This window comes from Bdellovibrio sp. GT3 (genome assembly GCF_037996765.1).
GTDB lineage: Bacteria > Bdellovibrionota > Bdellovibrionia > Bdellovibrionales > Bdellovibrionaceae > Bdellovibrio.
Genome location: NZ_JBBNAD010000005.1, coordinates 658,138 through 680,504, shown reverse-complemented (window position 1 = coordinate 680,504; position 22,367 = coordinate 658,138). Strand labels below are relative to the sequence as shown.

The window sequence follows — 22,367 nt, the reverse complement described above, 5'->3', positions numbered from 1 at the left end:
AAGGCGCGACTTGGCATCGCTGTCTCATTTTGAGATTTGAAATTTCTAAGTACTTGATTCCTGGTGACCGAAATCCCGGTCTGAAACACCCGCTTTGGCATGTCGGATGCAATAGATGTCTAGTATCCAACCAACAAAGGGGATCATATGAAAATCGCAGCTTTTATCGCAATCGTAGTTTTCGCAATGTCTTCCACTTCTTTCGCAGCTTGTGGTTCCCGCGCAGGTGGTTCTCTTTTCAAAAACACTGCAGCAACCACTTCAAATGTCGCTGCTACAGCCACAAAGATTGTTAAAAACTCAAACTCTAACGGCGCACTTCGCTAATTAACGAACTGCCTTTTCGTGAGAACCTTCCTGGAAGCCATCCACAGTGCTCACAACTCCATCCTTAACATGCACTGTAAGATTCTTAAGCGCCATCGCGCCCCCTGCGGCAGCACTTTGAATATACTGAGACACCGTTGATCTTTGCAGCCAACGAAATGCATAAGACTCTACCGATGCTCCGCCCACTTTAACCTGAGACAAAACAATCAGTAACATTGTAAATACCAATGTCTTTAAAACGAACTTAACCTCTTCCATGCGTTGATTCCCCCAGCTGCGGCAACACTTTTGAAACGACTAATAGTAAATTTTCTTTGGTAAATGGCTTGGTGATGTATGCATCGAAACCTGCCTCATGGGCTTTTTCAATCATCGCATCGTTATCAATTGTCGAACATCCAATAATTTGAATATCGGGATGCGCTTCCTTAATTGCACGGGCCGTTTCAAGTCCATTTCTTAATGGCATAACCATATCCAGAAAAACCAAATCGGGCAGTACGGAGTCCACCAGACGGATTCCATCATTACCGTTTTCAGCTTCACCGACACATTGGTGACCGGCGTTGCTCATCATGTTTTTTATGAGTTCGCGTAAGAAGGCGGCATCATCGATAACTGCAAAACGTATCTTCATGGCTTCAGTATAGAAGCCATACCGCCTTTTGATGAGAGGATTTTAGTTGCCCCAACGATAGCCTAGGGAAAACACATAGGCCGAATTGGTTACACTGACATTCTTGGGTGTTGTTCCTGTACTTGGGTCTGGAACAGTTGCGCTGCCATCGAACATATTCTTTTCTGCAGATGCCTCAAGACCCCACAGAATCTGGCTGGAACGCGACAATCTCCATTCTCCGCCCAGCTCTAAAGCCAATCGGGAATTTTCCGCCACAGAGCCAGAGCTGATATTGGACACGTTGCCTTGCTCCGTGTGCTGTAAACGCGGGAAGAAGCTGCCACCATAAACCCAGGCATAGTCCACCGACGATGGAACACGCATTTTCATTCCCAATCCAAATCCGGAAGTACTGATACCCACGCGATTTACCGCGTCCGTCGGTGGCTTCATTTTATTATCGCTGAACAGAAGCGCGAACTCCAAAGAGTTGGCCTTACGAGAATTTCCGAAGTACTTGCGAAGGTTCAAACCCACATCAAGCTGCTCGTATTTCACTGCGACTCTGGAGGCATCTGCTTCCATGGAATCAACGTCTGAACCCAGAGAGAAAACAAACTTACCACTCACACCAATAAGTGGCGTCAACCACACGTTGGCTTTAAAGCGAAGCGCATTGTAAAAGCTTTGATAGTCACGGAATGAATAGTTTGACTGAGAGTCGTTGTATACAGCCAGCGGAGAAATCTCCACTTCCAGCCTATTGTTACGAACATCTTCCGGGTGTACGGACTCTGCATAGTAATCATAGATTTTATCCGCTTTATTTGAGAATAAAGCCTCTGCCTGGTCCGTGATGCTAGGCTCAACCGTAGGTACAGCCGTTGGTACTGGTGTAATGGAGGCTGCGGGTGCCGCCGCCACTACTGCCTCGGGCGCAGGAGCAGAAGTCGCAACCACAGCTTTCTGAGTTGGCGATACTGCCGGTTCTGCCTCGACCACAGCAGCGGCTGTTTTATCCTCTTTCAAGGTCACAGACACTTCAGGAACTGCTTGAGCCGGGTTACGATTTAATTTGGTTGGTGCTGAATTCTTTCGAACCTCATAACGGCCAGTGGAAATTCCTTCCAGACTAGACTGTGCGTAAGAAGTCGAACCAAGCAGAGCAACTGCGATCATCAATGTAAAAAAAGAATGCATCTTCATAAAATTTATTTCGGCAACGGTCCGAATTACTTGACCCAAAATTGACGACTTTTCATTCGACGTGCAGAATTAAAAGTATGAAAATTAAGATTCTTTTCAGCATCGTTGTTTTTGCATTTGTGTCTCAGACCTTTGCCCAGAACGCCTATGTCAGTCCAGTCGACCAAGATCTCGCGATCAAGTCGATCGTGCTAGTGCCGACTACGGATAATATTGGTGGAATCTATGCTCGCCCGGTCGAAGAACAACTTCGCCAGCAGCTGAATGAGGACAAGCAGTGGTCTTTGGTTAATTATCCGAAGAATCTAGAAATCAAATCTGAATTGCTTGATGAGTCTCCTGCTCAGGTTCAAAAACTTTTGCAAACGGCAAAGTCAAATGCCGCTTTAACCACAAAGATTATTCGTGGACCCCGTGGTATTTCAATTACGATGACTCTTTTCGTTGGCCGCGAAGGTTTTCCGCTTTTGCAGGAAGTGTTGACCGACTATAAAGGTTTCGACACCGCTGACATCAAAACTCAAGCATCCATTTTGTTTAATAATATCAAAAATAGAATGCCTTTCAGAGCGGAGATCCTAAGCCGTCGTGGTCAGCAGGTTACGCTGAATCTGGGAAGCAACTACGGATTAAAAACCGACAGCCGCGTGTCCGTTGTACAGATCATCAAAGTGAATCGTCATCCAAAATTGAATTTCATGGTCAGCACTGAAAAAGAAGTTTTGGGCCGGGTTAAGCTTTTCAAGGTTGAGCCGTATCTAAGCTTCGGTTACGTTGAGCTTGAAAAAGAACCTGGTGTCATCGCGGTGGGCTCCAAAGTTATGCCCGATGAGTTTGTTAAGTACTCAACCCCTGTGACAACTCCTTCCGGAAAAATTCTAACTGACATCACAACAAGACCCGATAAAGACGTGGCTTTCGGTGATGATCCCCATGAGTGGGCACCCGAACCTCCCCCTCAGTTTGGTAAAGTAGAGGTATTGGCAGGTTTCTCTTCTTATTCTCAGAACGTGAAACTTACGACACCGACCGCGCAATCGATTTCCGGCAATGCGAATCTGGCACCTAACCTGCTGGTGCGTGGCGAGCTTTGGATTAATCCAGAATGGTATGTCGGATTAAGCCTTCGCCAGTCGGTGTTCACGGTGGACAACAGTCTGTCAGGCTCATCACCTGGCTCTTTGAATACAAGTATGTCCCAGTACTCAGTGATGGGCGGATACAACTTCCTGCTTTCCAATGATTTCTTTGGACCGAAAATTCAATTGAGTGCGGGTTACCAGGATACCAATTTTAAAATTGATGACAGTACTCCGGTTGCTTTCACATCCAATAAGTACGGTGGCTTGTTAATCAGTCTGGGCGGATCATTCCCTCTGGGCCCTGAACTGCCAATGGAGTTGGGCGGGCGATTTGATTTGTTCATGAATCCAACAATGAGTGAATCACCAAACAGCGGATCTGGCACCAGCAGCAAAATCAACAGCTTTAGTTTCTACGGAAACTATCGATTGAAAACGAAGTTTGCAATCAAGGGCGAATTGTTGTTTGAAAATTTCAGTTCTGATTACAGCTCAACTGCTGATCGCAGCACTGTCAGCCACAAGATGACTACACTCTTGGGTGGGATTGAATATCTCTTTTAGAAAGAAAAAACCCGAGCTTTTTAGACTCGGGTTTTTTGTATTTAGAACGGAGTGCGACCCTCCTTCGCTGAAGCTTCGGCGTGGTGTAATCACGCCATAGCCTTCGGCGATGGCGGATTACATCATACCGCCCATACCACCCATGCCGCCCATATCATGGCCGCCACCAGCTGGCATTGGAGAATCTTTCTTAGGTGCTTCTGCGATCATAGTCTCAGTAGTAAGCATCAAAGAAGAAACTGAAGCTGCGTTAGTTAGAGCGCAACGAACAACTTTAACTGGATCGATAACACCGTCTTTGATTAGGTCAGTGTATTCGTCAGAGTATGCGTTGAAACCCCAAGAAGCAGATTTGTTTTGAAGGATACGATCCAAAACGATCGCGCCATCAAGACCTGCATTCGCAGCGATTTGACGAATTGGCTCTTCGCAAGCGCGTTTGATGATCATCGCACCGAAAGCTTCTTCTTCGTTGAATTTAGTTTTGTCGATTTTGTTAGAAGCGCGAAGCAAAGCAGTACCACCACCAGCAACGATGCCTTCTTCAACAGCTGCGCGAGTCGCATTCAAAGCGTCTTCTACGCGGTGTTTTTTCTCTTTCATCTCAACTTCAGAAGGAGCACCAACGTGGATAACAGCTACGCCGCCAGCCAATTTAGCCAAACGCTCTTTCAATTTTTCTTTGTCATAGTCAGAAGAAGTTTCTTCGATTTGACCTTTGATAGCGTTTACGCGACCAGTGATGTCTGCTTTTTTACCAGCGCCATCAATGATAGTAGTGTTGTCTTTATCAACAACGATGCGTTTCGCAACACCAAGATCAGCGATAGTCGCTTGCTCAAGCTTACGACCGATATCTTCAGAAACTACGTTTGCACCAGTCAAGATAGCGATGTCTTCAAGCATAGCTTTACGACGGTCACCGAAACCTGGAGCTTTAACAGCACAGATGTGAAGAGTGCCGCGAAGTTTATTAACAACCAAAGTTGCCAATGCTTCACCGTCAACGTCTTCAGCGATGATCAACAATTGACGACCTTGCTTAGCAACGCCTTCAAGAATAGAGATCATGTCTTTCATAGAAGAGATTTTTTTGTCGTAGACAAGAACGTAAGCGTTCTCAAGAACTGCTTCCATTCTTTCTGCGTTAGTTACGAAGTATGGAGACAAGTAACCACGATCGAATTGCATACCTTCAACTACTGTAACTTCAGTTTTAGCAGTTTTGGATTCTTCGATAGTGATAACGCCTTCTTTACCAACTTTATCCATAGCATCCGCAAGCATTGTACCGATTTCTTTATCGTTGTTTGCAGAGATAGAACCAACTTGAGCAACTTCGTTAGAACCTTTAACTGGCTTAGCCATTGATTTAAGGTCTTCGATGATCATCGCAACAGCTTTGTCGATACCACGTTTGATAGACATTGGGTTGTGACCTGCAGAAACCAGTTTCGCGCCTTCGCGGTAGATCGCTTGAGCCAAAACAGTTGCAGTTGTTGTACCGTCACCGGCTTCGTCATTAGTTTTGGAAGCAACTTCCTTAACCATTTGCGCGCCCATGTTTTCGAATTTGTTTTCCAATTCGATTTCTTTAGCAACAGTTACACCGTCTTTAGTGATCATTGGAGAACCGAAAGACTTGTCGATAACTACGTTACGACCTTTAGGTCCTAGAGTTACTTTTACTGCGTTCGCAAGAGTGTTCACACCTTTCAAGATGTGTGCGCGAGCGTCTTCTGAGAATACTAAAACTTTAGACATGATTTTTCTCCGTATTTAATTTCTTCGATTAATTGAAAACACCAAGGATGTCTTCTTCGCGCATCATCAAGTATTCTGCGCCTTCAAGTTTCAACTCAGTTCCTGCGTATTTGCTGAAAAGAACTTTGTCGCCAACTTTAACTTCAAGAGGCAGGATTTTGCCGTCTTCAGTTACACGACCTTTACCAGTCGCGATGATTTCACCTTTTTGTGGTTTTTCTTTTGCTGTATCAGGGATGAAAAGACCGCCAGCCGTTTTTTCTTCTTCCGCCATTCTGCGAACAAGAATTCTGTCGTGAAGTGGACGAACGCCAATTTCGTTCTTAGCCATGTAATGCCTCCGTTATGCACTTTTTAATTCAAAAATAACAATGGAGGTAATATGAACTCGCTCTAAAAAGAGTCAAGGCGAGCCGCTTAATTTTTTTGATGTTTTCAGAGAGAGGATTGTTTCTTTGAAAGTGAGAGGCTTTAAGCCCTTAACGCGCCGAGCAGCGCGCTTTTGTTAGGAAATTTATCTGTCCAGAGAAGGGAATTAGCGACCAGCTTCTTTAGAGGTGTTCGTTGCACTGGCAGGAAGGTCTGACGCATGTGCGCCAAATACAGAGTTGGCGTAGGCATTCATAAGTTCTGCCACTTCTTCAGGAGAAAGTTTTCCTGCAACTTCCTTGAAGGCGGCCTTTTTATCGGAAACTTTTGTCAAATAACCCGCAAAATAGTCCGTAACCGAAAGGTCCTTGGCCACTTCCAGGTCATATTGCTCTTCACTGAGTTGTCTTTCCAAAGCCTCAACCGAAATATTGTGAGCAGCGACTGCTTCCATTGATTTGCCTCGTGCAAGATTTGGATCTGTGCCGGAAGCTGCACGGCGGCCGGTTTTTTGCGTTTGAATCTGACCCCTGATAAGGGTCACTTTCATCTGCGCCGAATTCACTTTTTCAGTTTTCCACTCGCGGTAGCTTTTGAATTGAGGTGTTGGAATCGCTGCAATTGCCGGGCGAACAGGGGAGGATGAAAATTTTGAAGCAGGTGCTGCATGCACTGATAATGCAAAAGCCGCCATACAGACAGCCGTCAGCCCTGATAGGTACTTATTCAGACTCATCGATCCTCCAGATTCCAACATACGTGATTCGGATTCATGGAATTCAATGTTTATGCCTGATAGTTTTATGTCCTAAATGCAATATATTGGATTTGAGGGATATTCAGGGCCTATTTGTGTCAATCTGAGCCGTAGAAAGTCGTACAGAACGGAACGTTGAATTTGCCGTAAACCTTGGTCCGCCCCTCATCCTTGGGCTTAAATTGAGCGCTGACGACACCCGCGACATTATTATTATCAAGCAGGTTTACAGAGGCCATGCCCTCATCGGCGATCAAATTTACTTTTGAATTATTGCTGACCCCATAGTCAGAAAAAATAAGCGTAGGAATGAGAGAGAATGGATCATTGGGATCAATTCTCCAGCTGCCCCGGCTTAAAGGAACATACATTCGAACTTGTACTTTCGAACCCAATGCCACCGAACATGGATTATCAAATCGATCATTCCACAATCGGATTTCCAAAAAGTCCTTGTTGTTGCGCTTGAAAATACTGGCACGTCCCTGAAGGTACTTCCACTGACGGCCTTTGATCATGCCTTGTGCGTACTCGATGCTTTCCCAATTTTCATCCAACTCCACATTGTCAGTCGGAACTGAATTCCCAGAGGAATCATCCGCGCAACCTGCGAAGACAACCAACACCATAGCCAGAAATATAGGTTTCAAAATACTTAATCGAGTCATGTACTGAGGAATGCTATCCAAAAGCATTTTGGGGTACAAGATGTTTTATAAAACATTCCCCACACTTTTTGGTGACGAATACCATACTCAAAATTAATAATTACTCGTGCAAAATTTTATCTTCGCCATTCTTATCTGCAGTTTCTTGCTTCAACCATTTGCTTTGGCTCGGCCACTCGGAACAATTCCGCAAATTCATGATCAGAATTTGCAAATGACATTTATGTTTCGCTCCGACTTGTGGACCTCCCCTTACACTTACAAAGACTCTCCAGTTCGCATCTCCAGCGGCGAAGTTCAAATACCCCTTTACACTGGCGACACTTGGGCGGCGTCGGCTGCGGTCTATTCTGAATCACTGAATCTGGGAAGAACCGATTTTGATCTTGGTTCGAAAGACATCTTTATCGGCAATTCTTTAAGGCAGGAGTTTATCGGTGCCGGGGCTCGAAAAACTTTTTCCAACGGAGATAACATCAGTGGTTTTATCGCCTCTGCAACGGCAAGTGATGATCCTTGGGGGTCAGATCGTGACAAGTATGTTTATGCCGCTTTGATTTATCGCACGCGTTTGATTGATAGTCACAATTGGATTTTCGGTATTGATCAGTCCGAAAATCGCGGATTTCTGAATGGCGAACCATTCCCGTATTTGGGCATCACCTATCACCTTGATAATGATATGGAGATCACATTCGGTTTGCCTTTCTTTAGAATGAAGTGGAAATTTGCCGACGACTGGAAGGGGATGGCCTCTGTCACTCCATTTGGCGTCAACGTTTCAGCTGACAATGAAATCACACATAATACGGTTGTCGGCGGGGTTGCGGCCCTTACTGTGCGCTCCTATCTTTTTCACGAACGCACTGAAGATGACGACCGGCTCTTCTATCAGGAGATCATGGCTGAGGCCTATTTGGCCCGCGAGCTGACTGAAGCAACCCGCGTGATCTTTGCCTTGGGTGGATCCGCAGATCGCAAGCTCTATGAGTCGGAAAAAATCTATTCTCCGAATTCCCACGTAACATCCATTAAGAGTGACTTTTACGGCCGCCTGGCAGTGGAGTTCCGTCTATGATCAAAGTAATTTCATGCCTACTGGCATTTGCAGTTTTAAGCTCTTGCGCTCCCTTTGTGGACTCTCCTTTTTCAGATAAGCTACTGCGTCCCGAGAGAGGCTTGAACATTGAAAATCAGGGCCTGATCGGTGACATTGATGGCGACGGGGAAATTCGCCTGGGCATTTTTTCTGATCCTCATCAAAACTATAAGGCATTGGATAAAGTCACTTTTGGAATGAACCAAAACGGCCCCTATGACTTTGTTGCAGGACTCGGTGATTACACCAACTCCTCTTACAACCTGGAATACGATCAATTTATTGAATCAATCTCGCGACTGGACGGCCCGCGTTTGATGGCCATTGGAAATCACGACACGATTGGTGCAGGTCCCGAGCTTTTCAAAAAAGCTTTCGGTGACTTGAACTACTACATGGATCGCGGCGGTTACCGTTATATTTTCTTTAACTCCAACAACCTGGAAAGCCCTGAAAATTTCAGCTCTCAATGGCTGCGTGACTCTGTTGATAGCGCAGACACCGCAGGTTTGAACGTCATGATCTTCACGCACACGCCACTAAGAGACGAAGAAAGATTTCATGGCCAAGACGCCGCCAACATGGATTACGTAATCAAACACAACAGAGTGAAAATCGTGTTTAACGGTCACAATCACGTTTACATGCTGGGCACGGACAACGGCACAATCATGCTTCAGTGCGGAAGATCCGAGGCCGAGCAGGGTGCACACTGGTTGATTGTCAGACTGGATACGGGCTCCGGTCAGTTTTGCATCAAGCGCATGGATACATTGGAGGAAGATTGTTCTCTTTCAATAAAATAGTTTTTATTTGCCTGATCTTCATAACAAGCCCCGCTCATTCCGGTGAGTGGCGCGCATTGATTGAGCGTGCTGGATTCATGGGTTTCCTGGCTGCGGGAGTCAGCTATGAGTGGACTCCGGAACACGCGACCGATGTTTCATTGGGCGGCTATGATATCGGTAACGACACCTACTATCAGACCAATATCGGCTATCGCTATTCCCGCTGGGTTACCCCGCTTAAAGGCAATGAATGGCGCCCACTTCAGTTCGGTGGCTTCGCCGTCTATGCTTTAAATACGGACAGGTTTTTTATACGCTCGCCCGACAAATACCCATCCAAGGGATACTATGACGAAACCGCACTTCGCTATGGGGCAGAGTTTGGTTCAACACTGACCTTTTTCCCCAGCCGCTTGGCCATTGGATACCGTGTGCGAATTTTCGATAACGGATTGATCGCGATGTTCAACAACTCGAACCGCGATATTCAGTATTATATTTCTTCGGGATTTACTCTGCAGTACTTGTTCTAGTTGCGGAGCTGAACCTTACCCCAGAAACTAAAAAACCACCTCTAGGGTGGTTTTTCATAAAAAATGGCTCAGGAGGAGGGACTCGAACCCCCGACCCAGCGGTTAACAGCCGCTTGCTCTACCGACTGAGCTACTCCTGAACATCGGTGAAAGCCAAATTATTAGTTTGGACCTATCTTGTCAAACAGAAATCAGGGCTGTTCCAGGCGCTTTAAGACTTTTTCCAGCAAGGTCGAGCTTAGAGGCATGTCGTCGACTTTGAAAAATGATGTATTTGGGACCTGTTCCATGGTTTTAGCCGCTCCCTTGGCGTCCGTTGCCACCAAGCGACGGGAAAACTGAGAGGTCTTCAACACTTCTTCCGAAATGGACCCAATCATAATCTCGCAGGCCGAGCTGATATCTTGGACCGACTCCAGGGTCTTTTGAACTTCACCCTTTTCATTCAGGATTTCGACTTTTTTCGTGTCGGCCGGGCACCAATTCAAGGGACGCGTTTCTCCACCCAACAATAAAGACAGGGCACTATCGTCTTTTTGAGCATCACGGGCGAATTGAGAGGATCTTAATTGCTGCATTCCATAGATAACCAGTCCAAATGAACCAATCATGAAAGCCACCTTGAGCCAAAACTTAAAATCCATGCGTCCTCCGTTACGGAAAACAGAGTAATGCCTTTTGGTTTCGTAAGGTATTGAATTTATGGGATTAAAAAGGAAAAAAATGGTGCACTCGAGAGGATTCGAACCTCTGACCACTTGATTCGTAGTCAAGTACTCTATCCAGCTGAGCTACGAGTGCACTGTGAAAGAGACGTATGTTTAAGCCGCCGTAATCGAAAAATCAAGCATTCTTAAAGAAAATTGCAAAAAGCACCCCGTTATAAGCCCCCCAATCCTTGATTTGGGGCACGGGCTATGGCAATTTAGCTTCTCAGCTTGAAAAAGAGCCCGCGGAGAAGTGGGAGAGTGGCTGAATCCAAGCGTTTGCTAAATGCTCGTACACCAAAAGTGTACCGAGGGTTCGAATCCCTCCTTCTCCGCCATTTAAACCTGCCTAGAGCAGGTTTTTGTGTTTTTAGGGCCTACTTTTTAAGAACGGCACTATAAAGATAGCGGGACATGATCCCCGCATTTTGCCATTTCAGATTTCTTTCAGCTTCAGCACGCCGTCCTTTGTAAATCTCGATACTTCCCTCGCGTTTAAATCTATCTTTCAAGGCCTTAGTCACTGTTTTGGTTCGCTCCTCAAATAGCCCTATCATTTTCCGCTAAAGACACCACATCAAGCTCTTAAAGCTGCTCATTCAGCAGCACTAATAACGTCTTACTGGGAAAACTTTCCCACTATTGGAGTATCCTTTAATATCTAGGTAAACATGCCGATGTATACAGGACGAACTAGATACTACGGAGCAAATTCAATGAATATAGAAAAGCTTGCGGCATACTTTACTGTAGCATCAATTGGGGCCTCATTTATATTTGATATTCCGAGTAAGCTGACTACTGAAAAACAAAATCAAATCTCAATAGAAAGTACCTCGAAAGCCATGCCCTTACGTACTCAGAAAACTCCAAGAAAAACAGCAGCGAGCATACAAAAAAAGGAAATCTCAAAGTTCAAACGAATAATTTCCAGCCAAGAGTTTGAAAGTGGAACTCCGATCTCCCGCAGCGAAGCAGATCAAGCAATTATTGATAGGGTTCGCTCGGGACTTAAGAATGGTGAGTATACAAAATAAAATTGGCATCTTTTTTAGAATGCAAGATCCCGTATCAAATTAAAACCTATTTAGAGGGGTAAATTAAAATAAACCTATCGAGAATTACTCATCTTCGGGGCTTTCCCGAGAATTCTCACAATCCAAATTTCTCTCTCATGGAATCATTAAGTCGCTGCCATCAAGGACCGATAATTAGTTAGGGTATCTTGCATCTTCATGTATTCCCTCACAATCCCAAACCACTTATGAGCGGGCCACTAAACCATGAAGACTCGAAAAACGATCCTTATTGTTGATAACAACTCTGGTCTTGATAATTTGGTGCGAGAGCCGCTAGGCAAGCTATTGCGGGACTCTGATATTGCCCCGGTCGTCGTGCGCGCCAAAGACGGTGCTGAAGCCGCGATCAAAACTGAGAATCAAAAATTCGATATGGTTCTAATTGATACAGAGGTGCCACGTCTTATGGATGGTGGTTTCGTCTATGGTCTGCACACCTATAAAAACACCCAGGACGCAAGCCTGATCGTGGTCACACAACGTGATAGCACAGATCTGCCAGACTCCCTTCGCCACTGCACAATGCTTAAAAAGCCCATCACCGCGGATGAGCTGATTCAGACCATGATTAAGATCCTGAATAGCGGGCCCGCGGCCGTAGCCACCGCTACCGCTTCCAGCAAGTATGCCGTGGATGTTCGCGTGATTAATGCCGTCATCAAAGCTACGACCAATGTATTCGCGCAATTTGGCGTGCAGAATATCACCATGGGTAAGGCAGAAACTAAATCCCCGCATGAATCTTTGATGGGAGAAATTTCCTCTGTCGTGGAAATCAAGTCGCAGTCGTACTCTGGATACCTGGCAATTTCTTTCGATAAAGGCAGCTATTTGGAAGTGGTCTCCGTCATGCTGATGGAAGAACAGACCGAACTCAATGCCGAGAATCAGGACGCAGTCGGTGAGATCAATAATATTATTTTCGGTAACGCCAAATCAGAAATCACCAATTTCGGTGTGCAGCTGACAGTTCCAAAAGTTCTGATTGGAGCGGGAAGCCTGATCGCCTGCCCTCAAGGATCAGCGGGAATGCTGATCCCCTTTGCAACAACCAAAGGAAAGTTCTACCTGACCGTCATTGCGGTTCCAGTCTAACTAAGCAATCGAACAACTTTTGTTTTAAACGCAATCTGCAAAGCATAGATCGATCGCACCACGACTTCGACAGCGACAAAGATAAATAGCCACAGCCACTCAAAGGCCCGCGGATAGTGCCCCCAGAAGTCCATGAAATGAAGACCCATGGGCAAAAATGCAAGATGCATGAAATAGGCGACACCAAAATGCTTATTCCAAGCCAGATTGGAAAACCAGCTCATGCCTTTTATGTTTCCCAATGCTGAGTTGATTCTTGGATCAAGACTGACTCGCATTAAAAACAAGAACACCACAAAGTGCTTCCAGAACATCAATGGCTTCTGCTTGAAAACATAAGCCTCAAAGCCAGGACCCGCAGGGAAAGGTCCATAGTCTGGAGTGATCACAAACAGCAGAACAATTGCAGAAATCCAGACAGCCCATTCCCAGTTTTTTACCGCTTTAACGTTATCTTTGAACTTTTGTGACCATATCACTGCCAGTGAATGAAACAGCACCGGCACCGCAAGCCACGGCATTAAATTCCAACCCGAAAACTGAACCGCGTCTTTTATCTGCAGCATTCCTTCATACCATTCAAAAGGAATGCTTAATATCAGAATACTTGCCATGGACAAAGCCGTGCGCAGAATCAGATTTCGTGGCAATGCCAATACCAGCAGCAGGGCAAATATCAAATAGGAATAAACATCCCAATCCCATGTGCTGGGATCCATCGGGGCCGGAGCATTTGAAACAGACAATGTTATCAATCCAAAAATAAGAACAAAGAAGCGCATGGATTGTTTGGCTCTGACTTTTAAACCAATCAGAAAAAAACTGAGGGCCACGATAAACAGACCGCCATACTTGAACGTATCTCCAACCCATCCGGTAAGATTGTGGTAATTGGAAATTTCCGGCGGCAGCGAGATCACATCCTGATAAAACGTAAACTGCCAAACGTGAAAATACAGAATCGCCATCATCGTGGCGATTCTGAGAAGATCAAACCCATAGATTCTATGATTGCTTTTTTCAGTCATGCTTAAAGAATAACATCAAATAGGTTTCTATCCATCGTGCAGAACGGCAATCCCGCATCTCCAGAACCCATGTTCTCATAGTATTTTTGAACGTTATGAGGCGCATCGATCCAAGGATGCTCCGGTACGTATTCAGGAACCTTACAATCAGCGTAGCACCATTTAGGACATGTCATAGGACCCGTCTTGGAATTCGAGTTTAGACATGGATCCCAGGAAATCTTGGAATGCTGACAGGCGAAGTTCATACCCACCAAATCATTTGGATCCGCCGTTGGCAGCGCACAACCAGAACCAGTAGACACATACTGAGCACCCGCCGGAACAATTGCCGAAGTCACAGGACAGTTCCCGGCCACAACTCTTGGATCATTTGATAGAGTGCTGGTGCTTGTCGTAACACTACACTGTTCATTAAAGTTCGACCAATTCCACAATTGATTATTTTGCGGATTCTGCGGCCCCTTATTGAACTGAACTTCCAGACAAGCATTTCCGCCCTGTGAAATACCCGGTTTGGAACTGTTGAAATTAATCTTCTTGCCGACTTTCACCGGATAACAACCCATCAGCGGATACAGATTATTATCATCCAATATTTCACTGCTCTCTTTGATCACCTGAAACTTACCTGCTGAGCAGCGCACGGCCACATAACAGAACTGCTGATTTTTGGAGTTGAAAGCCGTATAAATCAATTCATCCCCAGGAGTGACCTTCGCATTTGGATCCATGTTGTAGGTATAACCCTTACCGGTTCCATTCGAAGTTTTGTATCCCAACTGCGGCTTGATTCCATTCAAACTTCCGTAAGCGGTGTTATCGACATAGAATGTACTGCCTGGAACACAGGAGTTTTTTTCCAGTTGCGAAATGTCCATCGCATCGTCAAGTGGAGCGGACCATCCAGGACTTGGCGGGCGAATGATGTTACACTTCTTACCACACTTGCATCCGTTATTACTGTCATCGCAAGACCGGTATTTCCCGCCGGCAGAGTCAGGAACATAGTTGCGTCCCCCGTCGCTGGCGCAACCCAAGCCGCCGTTATAGCAGATAACTGCTGCCACACCAGATGCGATGGCAATCGTTAGTGCGGTAATGGAAATCCAGGCAATAGCACCAACACCCATCGTTACGATAACGAGTACTGCAAACAACACCCAGTTAAACAATCCACCAAACAAACCTTTACCACCCTTACAAGGTTTGCAATTACACGTGTAACAAGGAGGTGGTTTGAAATAGACATGGGGATTGATCTCTTTAATTGGTGGACGTCTGTCGCCACCAATGCCCGGTTGATCCATCATTTTTTCCTGCGCGGGTACATAGCTCAGATTTCCCGCTAGATCGATCATCGCAATACCAAATTTCATTTCACAACCCCACATACGCGGGTTGGCTTTATCGCCGCGAATCTGGTTGTACGTGTATTTGTATTCCACGTATGGCTGTTGAACATTCATACCCGGGAACTTGAAATTCGTACCGGAAGATTTGATAACCTCCACTCGATCGGGCCTGGAGTTACAGAACTGCATCTGCTCACAAGGCACCCAGCCGGTGTAACGCATATCCCAGGATTTATCGAAGCTGGTCTCAGCTCCCCCGTTGTAAGATCCCGGACACCAATTGCCTGGTGAGTTTTTAAACCACTGTCTGGAAGTGTCCAAACACATCGGCACCACGCCACCGTCTTTATGCATGTTATAGACGCGGAAAGTGACAACCAGATCAATATAGTTCTGAGCCGTTTGCGAACATAAAGGCCTGTCGCGATTCTCGGGCCACTTGGGGTTTGAAGCATTGTATGGTTGAAGATTCGTTAAGATCGTTTCAAACGGATGACCCAGGCAATTCGCCTGCGATCCTGAACACTTCGTTCCGGCGCGCAATCCATTCGTGCGATTTGTGTTATCAATGATCGCACCCGGTGTGGCCGCTGACGTTTTCACATAATTCACGTCATAAAAGAAATCGACGACATTTTGCTTATCTTCCGGCAACGAGAAATCTTTCGTGCCTTCGCAGGTTTCAGACTGTCCTTTATCATTTATGAAGTTCGCACGCAGGGTTACACGCAGACCGTCTTTATCATTCATCCAACTAGGGAAAATCCCAACGATCTGTCTGGTTTGAGGTGAGTATCCAAACTGCGGTTCATACGTTACATTGGATCGCTCACCATTTCGAGGACGAGGCCAGTAATTGCCACAAGCGGTGCTCATGCTATTCGAAGCAAGATCGTAACGATTCACTTTCAAGGATAGATTCAGATTTTTCAAACCACCCTGAAATTGACTGCTTAGTGCCTGACTATCCACACTAGTCAACAAACTCACTGGCGAGAAGGCATTGCAATGTCCAGAATTGTACTTCGTTGCCAAGTACTCCATCGAGCCTTTCAGCAACAGGGGAGTGTAAAGCGTCAAACCGTCATTTCGTATTGGAACGTCTTTGGTGGTCGTCGCTGTTTGAGGAATCTTGATGGTTTTACCAGGATTTGCCGAATACAGAACCCTGCCAGGGGCCAGATCAAACATCTTACTTCTTTGTGCATTGAACTGCGGATCAAACGAGTAAGAGCCAGCCGGGATATCGGGTGGAAGAAACACTCTCTGACCAATAGCACCGGCTCCACTTACGCCCGCCATGCTGGTGTTCATTTTGGGTGGATAGCTGTCCAGTGAATTTCCCAATGAGTTAATTCGCGAAAAAGCAGTATCGAGAACCGCCTGGCAGCTCGCCGAGGTTCTCATCTCTTTAATAATTTTCCCTTGTTGGCTAAAGAAAGGCATTGCTAGAATAAAGATCGTGGCAAGGATTCCGATCGCAACCATCATTTCAAGAGCTGAAAAGCCCGAGATATATTTATGACTGTTAGACCTGTCGCTTCGAAACATTCAAAATCCCCCACAGTAAGCCATTCAAGATGTACTTCAAATTCTAGCAGTGGGAAATTGGGGCAACAAGGTTTTTCCCTGATCGAACTTTTGCTTTCGGTAGTCCTAGGGTCGATTCTTTTGTATGGTGTGGGAGCATTGATCTCGATGGCCACGAATCAAAGTGAGTCACTGACCAACAGAATTCAGTCGGAGTCTGATCTCAACGATATTTCGTTTTATCTGAAACACTTCGCTTCTCAAGGCATAAACGTCGAAGATGGCAGTGGGCGCAACCTTAATAACTGGAACTCAACCGGAAGCAGCCAGAATACCGGCTTCGTCAGAGCCGATTACCTGGCTTCGGCTGGATTTAATGCCACCGCAAATCCTGCTCCAGTGGACACGGTGGGCATCTTTTTACGAGACAATATGCACAGCGAGTACACAGCCGTTCCCAGCTTGGGTGATCGGTTTCTGCCTACGGGAATTTATTTTCAAAGGCCCACAGCCAAAACCTTCGGAGTCTTGTATATCGATCTCGGTCGCTCACAAGCTGCGGGCACGGTCACAATTGGTCCTTCACGGGATGACCTGTGGTTTGGCTCCATCGTTGACTTTCAAGCCACGGAAAGACAAGTCACCAGATTCGACATGAATAATCCCGATCAGGACCCGGCGTTATCCAACAGACTTAGACTGTCCTCGGTGACTTTTAAGATCACCGTCCGCGAATACCTGGGTCAGGAAAACAGCAAGCGCGATTATACCTGGTGCCCACCTGCTGCGATGACACAAGCTGAATGCAAAACGACCAGCCCCTATAAAGATGTCGAAAGGGTCGTAAGAGTCACTTTTCGGGATAATGTACTTGGGTTTTCCTCGGCACAAATGGCGCAGTCATCTGAAACTCCGGTTACCCTGCGCAATCAAAGAAGACCCATTTACCGTCGTCCCTATGATTTAATTTATTTTCTAAAACCTTCTTATCCGAGCGGGCAGCTTAAGAGAAACTAGGAGTCTATTTTATGATGCCTAAACTATTGCGATCGAAAAAAGGTTTTGCTGGGGCGATGCTGGTCATTGCCATCGCAGTCGTTGTCGGCGTTATTATCGTCGGTGTCGTTTCTAAAATGGGAACTCTTAATAAAAGCTACGATAAGTCCCGCGCATTCTTTGATTCCGAAATTGCCATTGAAAACTTCGCAGTTTCTCTAAAAGGCGCCTATGACAAGGCGAACTACCTTCGCGATATGCCGCCACAAACCTCAGGCAATGCCGCAAATGATGACTATGGCTGCCCCGGAAAAGTAATCAAAATTGGAAGCGGGGCTAAAACGATTCGACTGTGCTGGGAATACGCTGCGGGATTGTGCTCTAAAAGATCCCTGAATGCGGGTCTTGATATCTGTGTCGAACCCGGCAACCTGCAAGTTAATCTGCAGACGCAAGATGAGTGGATGGTCGCCTACCATAGCAATAGCTCTGAAAAACCAGATCAGTTTGAAATATTTAAAGAAGCCACCAGACAGGTTATGGCTGAAATCAATTTGCCCCAAGCCCACGCAAACCTTGATGTCTTCATACCAGCACTTCCGGCCATGACTTCAGTCAATAGCATTCCCCTTAACACGACATTACGGAATCGTCCTGAAGCACCAAATTGTTCACTACCACAGTACCAATGCCTGAAAGTTGCATTCTGTGTAAAGAATGGTTCGTCTTGTTCGAACTCCGAATTGATTCGCCAAACATATTTGTTCACAGTTCCTGCCTCCACAACGCAGGGGTATTAGGGTGAAGGCGGACTCAAGATTTCGCTTTATTCTTATCCTGGTTTTTTTAACGGCTTTCTGCAGTTACACCTATGAATTGGTACTGGCCAATATTCTCTCTGTTCTTTGGGGTAACGTCGTATTGCAGTATACGGTCACAACGGGGATCTATATTTCCGCGATGGGTGCGGGAGCTTACTTCACTCCTGTGCGCTTAAACTCCAAAAAAGTTTTTATCTGGATCGAAGTGATCATCTCCCTGCTGGCAATTGTGTCTCCGCTTCTGTTTGTATACTTTGATTCAGGATCGAAGTTCGTATCCGTACCCCTGTGCTATTCCCTGATTTTTCTGATTGGATTCTTTTCGGGCATGGAACTGCCCTTGCTTTTACAGGTTATGCAAACAGAGACCAATGCAAAAGATCAGAACGAAAGAGCATTGTTTCTGGATTATGCAGGCATGTTTGCTGGTGGTATTCTGTTTGCGCTTTTTTTAAACAGGCAGTTTGGCTCAATATCGGTAAACCTAATTCTGGCTTTGATGAATCTGGGTCTGGCATTCATTTGCTGCTTTTACTGGGCCGGCAGGGAATCGCAGCTTCGCAAAATTGAACTTCCCCTGTTATGCACAATCTTTTCCACAGTCACATTTGGGGTTTTGTACAACTTGTCTGTTTATCAGGAGCTGATCTCTAAGTGGATAATCGCAAATTAAAACTACTTTCTTTTGCCCTGTCCTTTTGTGGATTTGCCTACCAAAGCGTAATGGCAAAGACGTTTGCCGTATTCCTGCAGGAGGAAGTCATTGGCTTCTGTCTATCCTCGGCCCTTTTCATTTATGGAATTGGTTTGGGAAGCAAAAAGTCCTCTAACGCCAAAGACGCTTTATCAGGATTGTTCCGGGTCGAATTCCTGTTGATGTTTCTGGGTGCGATTTCACCCATGCTGGTCACATATTTATTCTTTATTCCAAGCCTTGGACTTATAGAATTCTACGGAGTTCGAATTCCTATTGGCTTACTGATGATCGTTTTCGTCTTAAGCAGCGGAGCGATATCTCTAACCTTGGGCTATTTGACCGGATACGAAACACCCTTGCTATTCCGCTTACGCAAAGACACTGAAGACAATATTCAACTGAATAGAATTCTGGCCTTTAGCTACTTTGGTGCATTGGCATCAGCTGTCGTTGTTCCGCTGATACTTATTCCGAATTTGGAGATCTATGGAAGCGCCATTCTGATTTCCCTTTTGAGCGGCAGCATCTGTATTTACCTGGCGACACAGTTACCTGATAAAAGAAGTCACCTACAAAGATCAATCGCCGCATCTGCATTCATCCTGGCTTTTTCGCTGATTCAAATACCGCTGCAACAGTGGTCCTTGCGCATGCGCTATTTCGTGGACTACCCAAAAATCATTTCCAGTTCCTCAGAAGTGGTGGAATACCTTCGGGGGCTGAAGAACGATATCCACGTTACCAGACATCATAGCCCCTATCAGGCCATTGACGTGGTCGAAGGACAAGGCGACGGAGAATCTTACTTCAGCCTTTGGCTGAACGGGCAATACCAGTTTGATTCCAGATATGAAAAGTCTTATCACGAAGCCTTCTTGGAGGGAGCGACACATCTGTCCGGCATTGCGCCCACCAAGATCCTTATCTTGGGAGCGGGTGACGGCTTGTTGTTGCGTGATGTTTTAAAAAAGTTTCCATCCGACTCTGAAATAACTCTTGTCGAATTGGATCCACAGGTTTTGAAACTTGCAAAAGAAGACCCCCGTTGGCGCAACCTGAATGAAGACTCCCTTCACAACAATCGCGTGGAAGTGATTGCTGACGACGCCTTCCATTTTCTGCGCGAAAGCAAGCGTACATGGAATGCGGTGTTCTTGGATTTCCCGTACCCCTATAGCGTGGAGCTTTCAAAGCTTTACAGTCTTGAATTTTATAGAATCCTGAAACGCAAACTGGATCCACAGGGCTTCATCGTCTTTGACTTCCCAACCAACGAAAGTGCTGACATCATTCACTCAACGCTTGCAGAGGTGCCATTCTCAAACATCGTGGCGTTTGAAAAATCTGAAAGCTTTGTCTTCGCATCTGATTCCCAAGTAATGAACTTGGGCAATGATCCAAAAAGTGAATACAAAATAATTCCTCTGCCACCTGTGGAAAAGTTTCTGGTAAACTCCTTGTTTAAGCCGCAGCTACCAAGGATGTGGCAATGAATCAGCGAAGATTCCTGGCTCTGGATATTCTAAGAACCTTCAGCGTGATAGTGATTACATTCTATCACGTTTGGGAGTCCGCTTTTGGCGAAGACCGTATGTTCTTTACTAAAAGTCAGTCCATTTATGCCTATCTGACTCAGTTCTTTGTCGACTACTGGAGCTATTCCGGAATCATCCTGGCGCTTATCTCATTCTTTTTGATTGGTCTTTCAAGAAAAGACATCAACTGGCAGCGATATCTGCTGGTCGCAATCGGGCTTGTGGGAATGATGATCCACGATCAGTCGCAAACTGATTATCAAAGTTGGAGCTGGAATTTATACGGGTATCTATTGGTAAGCTTGCTGACCGTACAAATTCTTCCCAACAATAAAAAAGCTCTGCTCGCACTGAGTGCGCTCTCTTTGTCTTTGCTCTTTATTCCTGTTGAAGTATTTCAGTCGCTCAAACCATCAGACAGTCCAATCCTTGGCCAGATGCTGATCGGGGATTTGGATGCCACAACGACTATCGGTTGGGGACTTCTGCCTTGGCTTTCAATTCCAGTTCTAGGGTTCTCGATAGGGCGAGTGATACGAGATCTTTCTATGAATTCGCTGGTATTTACAGGCCTCAAATACGAAGTGCCAGTGCTGCTGGCCGTGGCGGCTGGATTGATTGCTGCATTTCCGTTTAGAAGCGATGTTTCAGTGTCTTCGACGGGCTTTTATTACTACGTATTCTCTGGATCAGTTTGGTTTTTTTGGAGTCGTTTCGCGGTGATATTGATTTGGATTCGGATTTCCTGTTTGAATTCAGTAAATCAATTCCTGAACCGATTTAAGATTGTGCGGATGAACTCTGAGCTTGCCTGGAATCGACATTTTGGTCTTTGTTATTTTATCCAATTTATCTTTTTATCCTGGGCGTCCCAGCTGTCATTAGAGTTTCGGGCGAACCCTAGGCTTATGGATCTTTTTTGGATTGGTATGGTTGCAGCAACCGAGGTGCTTGCTCGGCTGCTGGTTATCAGACTTCGTTCGTTTAAATTATCGGCTAACAAGCTGGTCAACAGAACCTAGGATCTTGGACATTCTTGTCAAAGACTCATTACGAATCTTTTCAGCCAGTCTTTCTTCAAGGATATTGGCAGAAGCGTCGTTGCCTACGATAGCTTTAAGCGCCGACTTCATAGTGTCATCGTATGGTAAGGAGAACTGTTCGCTTAATACCGATGTTGTCTCACCAGAGACCGTCAGCAAAGTCAGCGCCGGTTGCTGAGTAATATCCAAAGTGGATGCAGCCTTGTTGTATCCAGCAGTTTTAAGTGCCTTCAGCGCTTCGCTTTTCCACTCTTCAGTTTCAGCATTCAAACCCTGGTCGTTCTCAAAAAATACATTCAAAGAAAGAAGTGGTTTCTTATCATAAACATTCAAAAAGTTCAGAGCTGCTTTGCGAGCTGACTCACACGAATCCGCGTTTGCCAAAACCGATTTAACGTCGGCAATTTCTCGGCTCAATGACTGCCCCTCAGCGCTTTTCAAACCAGCTGAAGACAGTGCTCTCAGGGATTCAGAATTGGATCTTAGAATTTCAATTAGCTCTGCAACAGATCCCTGGCGTTCCAATCTTAGGAATTCAGCCTTAAGAGGGTGAATCACCTGAACCACGCTCATTTCATTCGCAATACATTGTTTGATTTGATCAGCACTGATCTTCGCAAAGGAATTTTGCCCGATCAATAGAAGGGAAACAGTAAGTACGCCGCGAATTGAAAAGTTCTTCATCTTTAGATCCTTTGGTTC

Annotated in this window: 24 protein-coding genes, 3 tRNA genes and 1 pseudogene; 14 read left to right on the top strand and 14 right to left on the bottom strand. The window is 45.6% G+C overall.

Annotated features, from left to right (window positions below; translation table 11 throughout):
* The first annotated feature begins 147 nt into the window (after positions 1–147).
* Positions 148–327, top strand: coding sequence for a hypothetical protein (locus AAAA73_RS10650; protein ID WP_340598285.1), 180 nt, complete (start codon positions 148–150; stop codon positions 325–327).
* On the opposite strand, the gene AAAA73_RS10645 is transcribed toward AAAA73_RS10650, so the two are convergent.
* Genes AAAA73_RS10645 through AAAA73_RS10635 form a run of 3 tightly spaced genes read right to left on the bottom strand, consistent with a single transcriptional unit; the run spans position 328 to position 2,155 of the window.
* Positions 328–588 (bottom strand): hypothetical protein, encoded by a 261-nt coding sequence (locus tag AAAA73_RS10645; protein WP_340598284.1) that lies wholly within the window; start codon positions 586–588, stop codon positions 328–330.
* Positions 575–967 (bottom strand): response regulator, encoded by a 393-nt coding sequence (locus AAAA73_RS10640; RefSeq protein ID WP_340598283.1) that lies wholly within the window; start codon positions 965–967, stop codon positions 575–577. The genes AAAA73_RS10645 and AAAA73_RS10640 overlap by 14 nt, the downstream gene beginning before the upstream one ends.
* 42 nt (positions 968–1,009) lie before the next feature.
* Positions 1,010–2,155: a hypothetical protein gene (locus AAAA73_RS10635; RefSeq protein ID WP_340598282.1), complete on the bottom strand. Its 1,146-nt coding sequence runs from the start codon at positions 2,153–2,155 to the stop codon at positions 1,010–1,012.
* A 77-nt stretch (positions 2,156–2,232) separates the two neighbouring features.
* Here AAAA73_RS10635 and AAAA73_RS10630 point away from each other — a divergent pair, with 77 nt between their 5' ends.
* Complete coding sequence (locus AAAA73_RS10630) at positions 2,233–3,801, top strand: hypothetical protein (RefSeq protein ID WP_340598281.1); 1,569 nt, start codon at positions 2,233–2,235, stop codon at positions 3,799–3,801.
* Between the two features lie 117 nt (positions 3,802–3,918).
* Here AAAA73_RS10630 and groL read toward each other — a convergent pair whose 3' ends face one another.
* The 4 genes from groL to AAAA73_RS10610 all read right to left on the bottom strand — a co-directional run bounded on the left by groL (position 3,919) and on the right by AAAA73_RS10610 (position 7,359).
* Entirely contained in the window at positions 3,919–5,565 is a 1,647-nt protein-coding gene (groL, locus tag AAAA73_RS10625) for a chaperonin GroEL (protein ID WP_340598280.1), read from the bottom strand.
* Between the two features lie 28 nt (positions 5,566–5,593).
* Positions 5,594–5,881: a co-chaperone GroES gene (gene groES, locus AAAA73_RS10620; protein ID WP_168196705.1), complete on the bottom strand. Its 288-nt coding sequence runs from the start codon at positions 5,879–5,881 to the stop codon at positions 5,594–5,596.
* A gap of 219 nt (positions 5,882–6,100) precedes the next feature.
* Positions 6,101–6,670: a hypothetical protein gene (locus tag AAAA73_RS10615; RefSeq protein ID WP_340598279.1), complete on the bottom strand. Its 570-nt coding sequence runs from the start codon at positions 6,668–6,670 to the stop codon at positions 6,101–6,103.
* A gap of 119 nt (positions 6,671–6,789) precedes the next feature.
* Positions 6,790–7,359: a hypothetical protein gene (locus AAAA73_RS10610; protein ID WP_340598278.1), complete on the bottom strand. Its 570-nt coding sequence runs from the start codon at positions 7,357–7,359 to the stop codon at positions 6,790–6,792.
* A 214-nt stretch (positions 7,360–7,573) separates the two neighbouring features.
* On the opposite strand from AAAA73_RS10610, the gene AAAA73_RS10605 reads away from it, so the two are divergent.
* From AAAA73_RS10605 to AAAA73_RS10595, 3 genes are read left to right on the top strand one after another with little or no spacing between them, the layout of a single operon-like run.
* Positions 7,574–8,437, top strand: a complete 864-nt coding sequence (locus AAAA73_RS10605; protein WP_340598277.1) for a hypothetical protein — start codon at positions 7,574–7,576, stop codon at positions 8,435–8,437.
* Positions 8,434–9,264, top strand: a complete 831-nt coding sequence (locus tag AAAA73_RS10600; protein WP_340598276.1) for a metallophosphoesterase family protein — start codon at positions 8,434–8,436, stop codon at positions 9,262–9,264. Before AAAA73_RS10605 ends, AAAA73_RS10600 begins: the two co-directional genes overlap by 4 nt.
* The gene (locus tag AAAA73_RS10595) at positions 9,243–9,779 is read left to right on the top strand and encodes a hypothetical protein (protein WP_340598275.1); all 537 of its coding nucleotides are present in this window, start codon (positions 9,243–9,245) and stop codon (positions 9,777–9,779) included. Before AAAA73_RS10600 ends, AAAA73_RS10595 begins: the two co-directional genes overlap by 22 nt.
* A gap of 64 nt (positions 9,780–9,843) precedes the next feature.
* Here AAAA73_RS10595 and AAAA73_RS10590 read toward each other — a convergent pair.
* The 3 genes from AAAA73_RS10590 to AAAA73_RS10580 form a co-directional block, all read right to left on the bottom strand.
* Positions 9,844–9,919 (bottom strand) — tRNA-Asn (locus AAAA73_RS10590).
* A 51-nt stretch (positions 9,920–9,970) separates the two neighbouring features.
* On the bottom strand, positions 9,971–10,423 hold the full coding sequence (locus AAAA73_RS10585; RefSeq protein WP_340598274.1) for a hypothetical protein: 453 nt from the start codon (positions 10,421–10,423) through the stop codon (positions 9,971–9,973).
* A gap of 80 nt (positions 10,424–10,503) precedes the next feature.
* Positions 10,504–10,580 (bottom strand) — tRNA-Arg (locus AAAA73_RS10580).
* A 153-nt stretch (positions 10,581–10,733) separates the two neighbouring features.
* Here AAAA73_RS10580 and AAAA73_RS10575 point away from each other — a divergent pair.
* A tRNA-Ser gene (locus AAAA73_RS10575) sits at positions 10,734–10,824 on the top strand.
* Between the two features lie 39 nt (positions 10,825–10,863).
* Here AAAA73_RS10575 and AAAA73_RS10570 read toward each other — a convergent pair.
* The gene (locus AAAA73_RS10570) at positions 10,864–10,998 is read right to left on the bottom strand and encodes a hypothetical protein (protein ID WP_340598273.1); all 135 of its coding nucleotides are present in this window, start codon (positions 10,996–10,998) and stop codon (positions 10,864–10,866) included.
* A 204-nt stretch (positions 10,999–11,202) separates the two neighbouring features.
* On the opposite strand from AAAA73_RS10570, the gene AAAA73_RS10565 reads away from it, so the two are divergent.
* The gene (locus AAAA73_RS10565; RefSeq protein ID WP_340598272.1) at positions 11,203–11,523 is read left to right on the top strand and encodes a hypothetical protein; all 321 of its coding nucleotides are present in this window, start codon (positions 11,203–11,205) and stop codon (positions 11,521–11,523) included.
* Positions 11,524–11,769: 246 nt separating this feature from the next.
* Positions 11,770–12,660, top strand: coding sequence for a chemotaxis protein CheX (locus AAAA73_RS10560; protein ID WP_340598271.1), 891 nt, complete (start codon positions 11,770–11,772; stop codon positions 12,658–12,660).
* On the opposite strand, the gene AAAA73_RS10555 is transcribed toward AAAA73_RS10560, so the two are convergent.
* Both AAAA73_RS10555 and AAAA73_RS10550 read right to left on the bottom strand, forming a co-directional pair.
* Positions 12,657–13,688 carry a hypothetical protein gene (locus tag AAAA73_RS10555; protein WP_340598270.1) on the bottom strand — a complete coding sequence of 344 codons (1,032 nt, stop codon included), beginning with the start codon at positions 13,686–13,688 and terminating at the stop codon, positions 12,657–12,659. The genes AAAA73_RS10560 and AAAA73_RS10555 overlap by 4 nt on opposite strands.
* 2 nt (positions 13,689–13,690) lie before the next feature.
* The gene (locus tag AAAA73_RS10550; RefSeq protein WP_340598269.1) at positions 13,691–16,594 is read right to left on the bottom strand and encodes a type II secretion system protein; all 2,904 of its coding nucleotides are present in this window, start codon (positions 16,592–16,594) and stop codon (positions 13,691–13,693) included.
* Between AAAA73_RS10550 and AAAA73_RS17430 the strand changes: the two are divergent.
* The 6 genes and pseudogenes from AAAA73_RS17430 to AAAA73_RS10525 form a co-directional block, all read left to right on the top strand.
* A pseudogene (locus tag AAAA73_RS17430) lies at positions 16,565–16,717 on the top strand (prepilin-type N-terminal cleavage/methylation domain-containing protein); the annotation flags it as partial. The gene AAAA73_RS10550 and the pseudogene AAAA73_RS17430 sit on opposite strands and share 30 nt — an antisense overlap.
* A 24-nt stretch (positions 16,718–16,741) precedes the next feature.
* Entirely contained in the window at positions 16,742–17,590 is an 849-nt protein-coding gene (locus tag AAAA73_RS10545) for a hypothetical protein (RefSeq protein ID WP_340598268.1), read from the top strand.
* An 11-nt stretch (positions 17,591–17,601) separates the two neighbouring features.
* Entirely contained in the window at positions 17,602–18,369 is a 768-nt protein-coding gene (locus AAAA73_RS10540) for a hypothetical protein (RefSeq protein WP_340598267.1), read from the top strand.
* Position 18,370: 1 nt separating this feature from the next.
* The gene (locus AAAA73_RS10535) at positions 18,371–19,063 is read left to right on the top strand and encodes a hypothetical protein (protein WP_340598266.1); all 693 of its coding nucleotides are present in this window, start codon (positions 18,371–18,373) and stop codon (positions 19,061–19,063) included.
* A gap of 50 nt (positions 19,064–19,113) precedes the next feature.
* Positions 19,114–20,580 (top strand): spermidine synthase, encoded by a 1,467-nt coding sequence (locus AAAA73_RS10530; protein ID WP_340598265.1) that lies wholly within the window; start codon positions 19,114–19,116, stop codon positions 20,578–20,580.
* Positions 20,577–21,644 carry a hypothetical protein gene (locus tag AAAA73_RS10525; RefSeq protein ID WP_340598264.1) on the top strand — a complete coding sequence of 356 codons (1,068 nt, stop codon included), beginning with the start codon at positions 20,577–20,579 and terminating at the stop codon, positions 21,642–21,644. Before AAAA73_RS10530 ends, AAAA73_RS10525 begins: the two co-directional genes overlap by 4 nt.
* Here the strand turns inward: AAAA73_RS10525 and AAAA73_RS10520 are convergent.
* On the bottom strand, positions 21,612–22,349 hold the full coding sequence (locus tag AAAA73_RS10520) for a hypothetical protein (RefSeq protein ID WP_340598263.1): 738 nt from the start codon (positions 22,347–22,349) through the stop codon (positions 21,612–21,614). The genes AAAA73_RS10525 and AAAA73_RS10520 overlap by 33 nt on opposite strands.
* Positions 22,350–22,367: the final 18 nt, after the last annotated feature.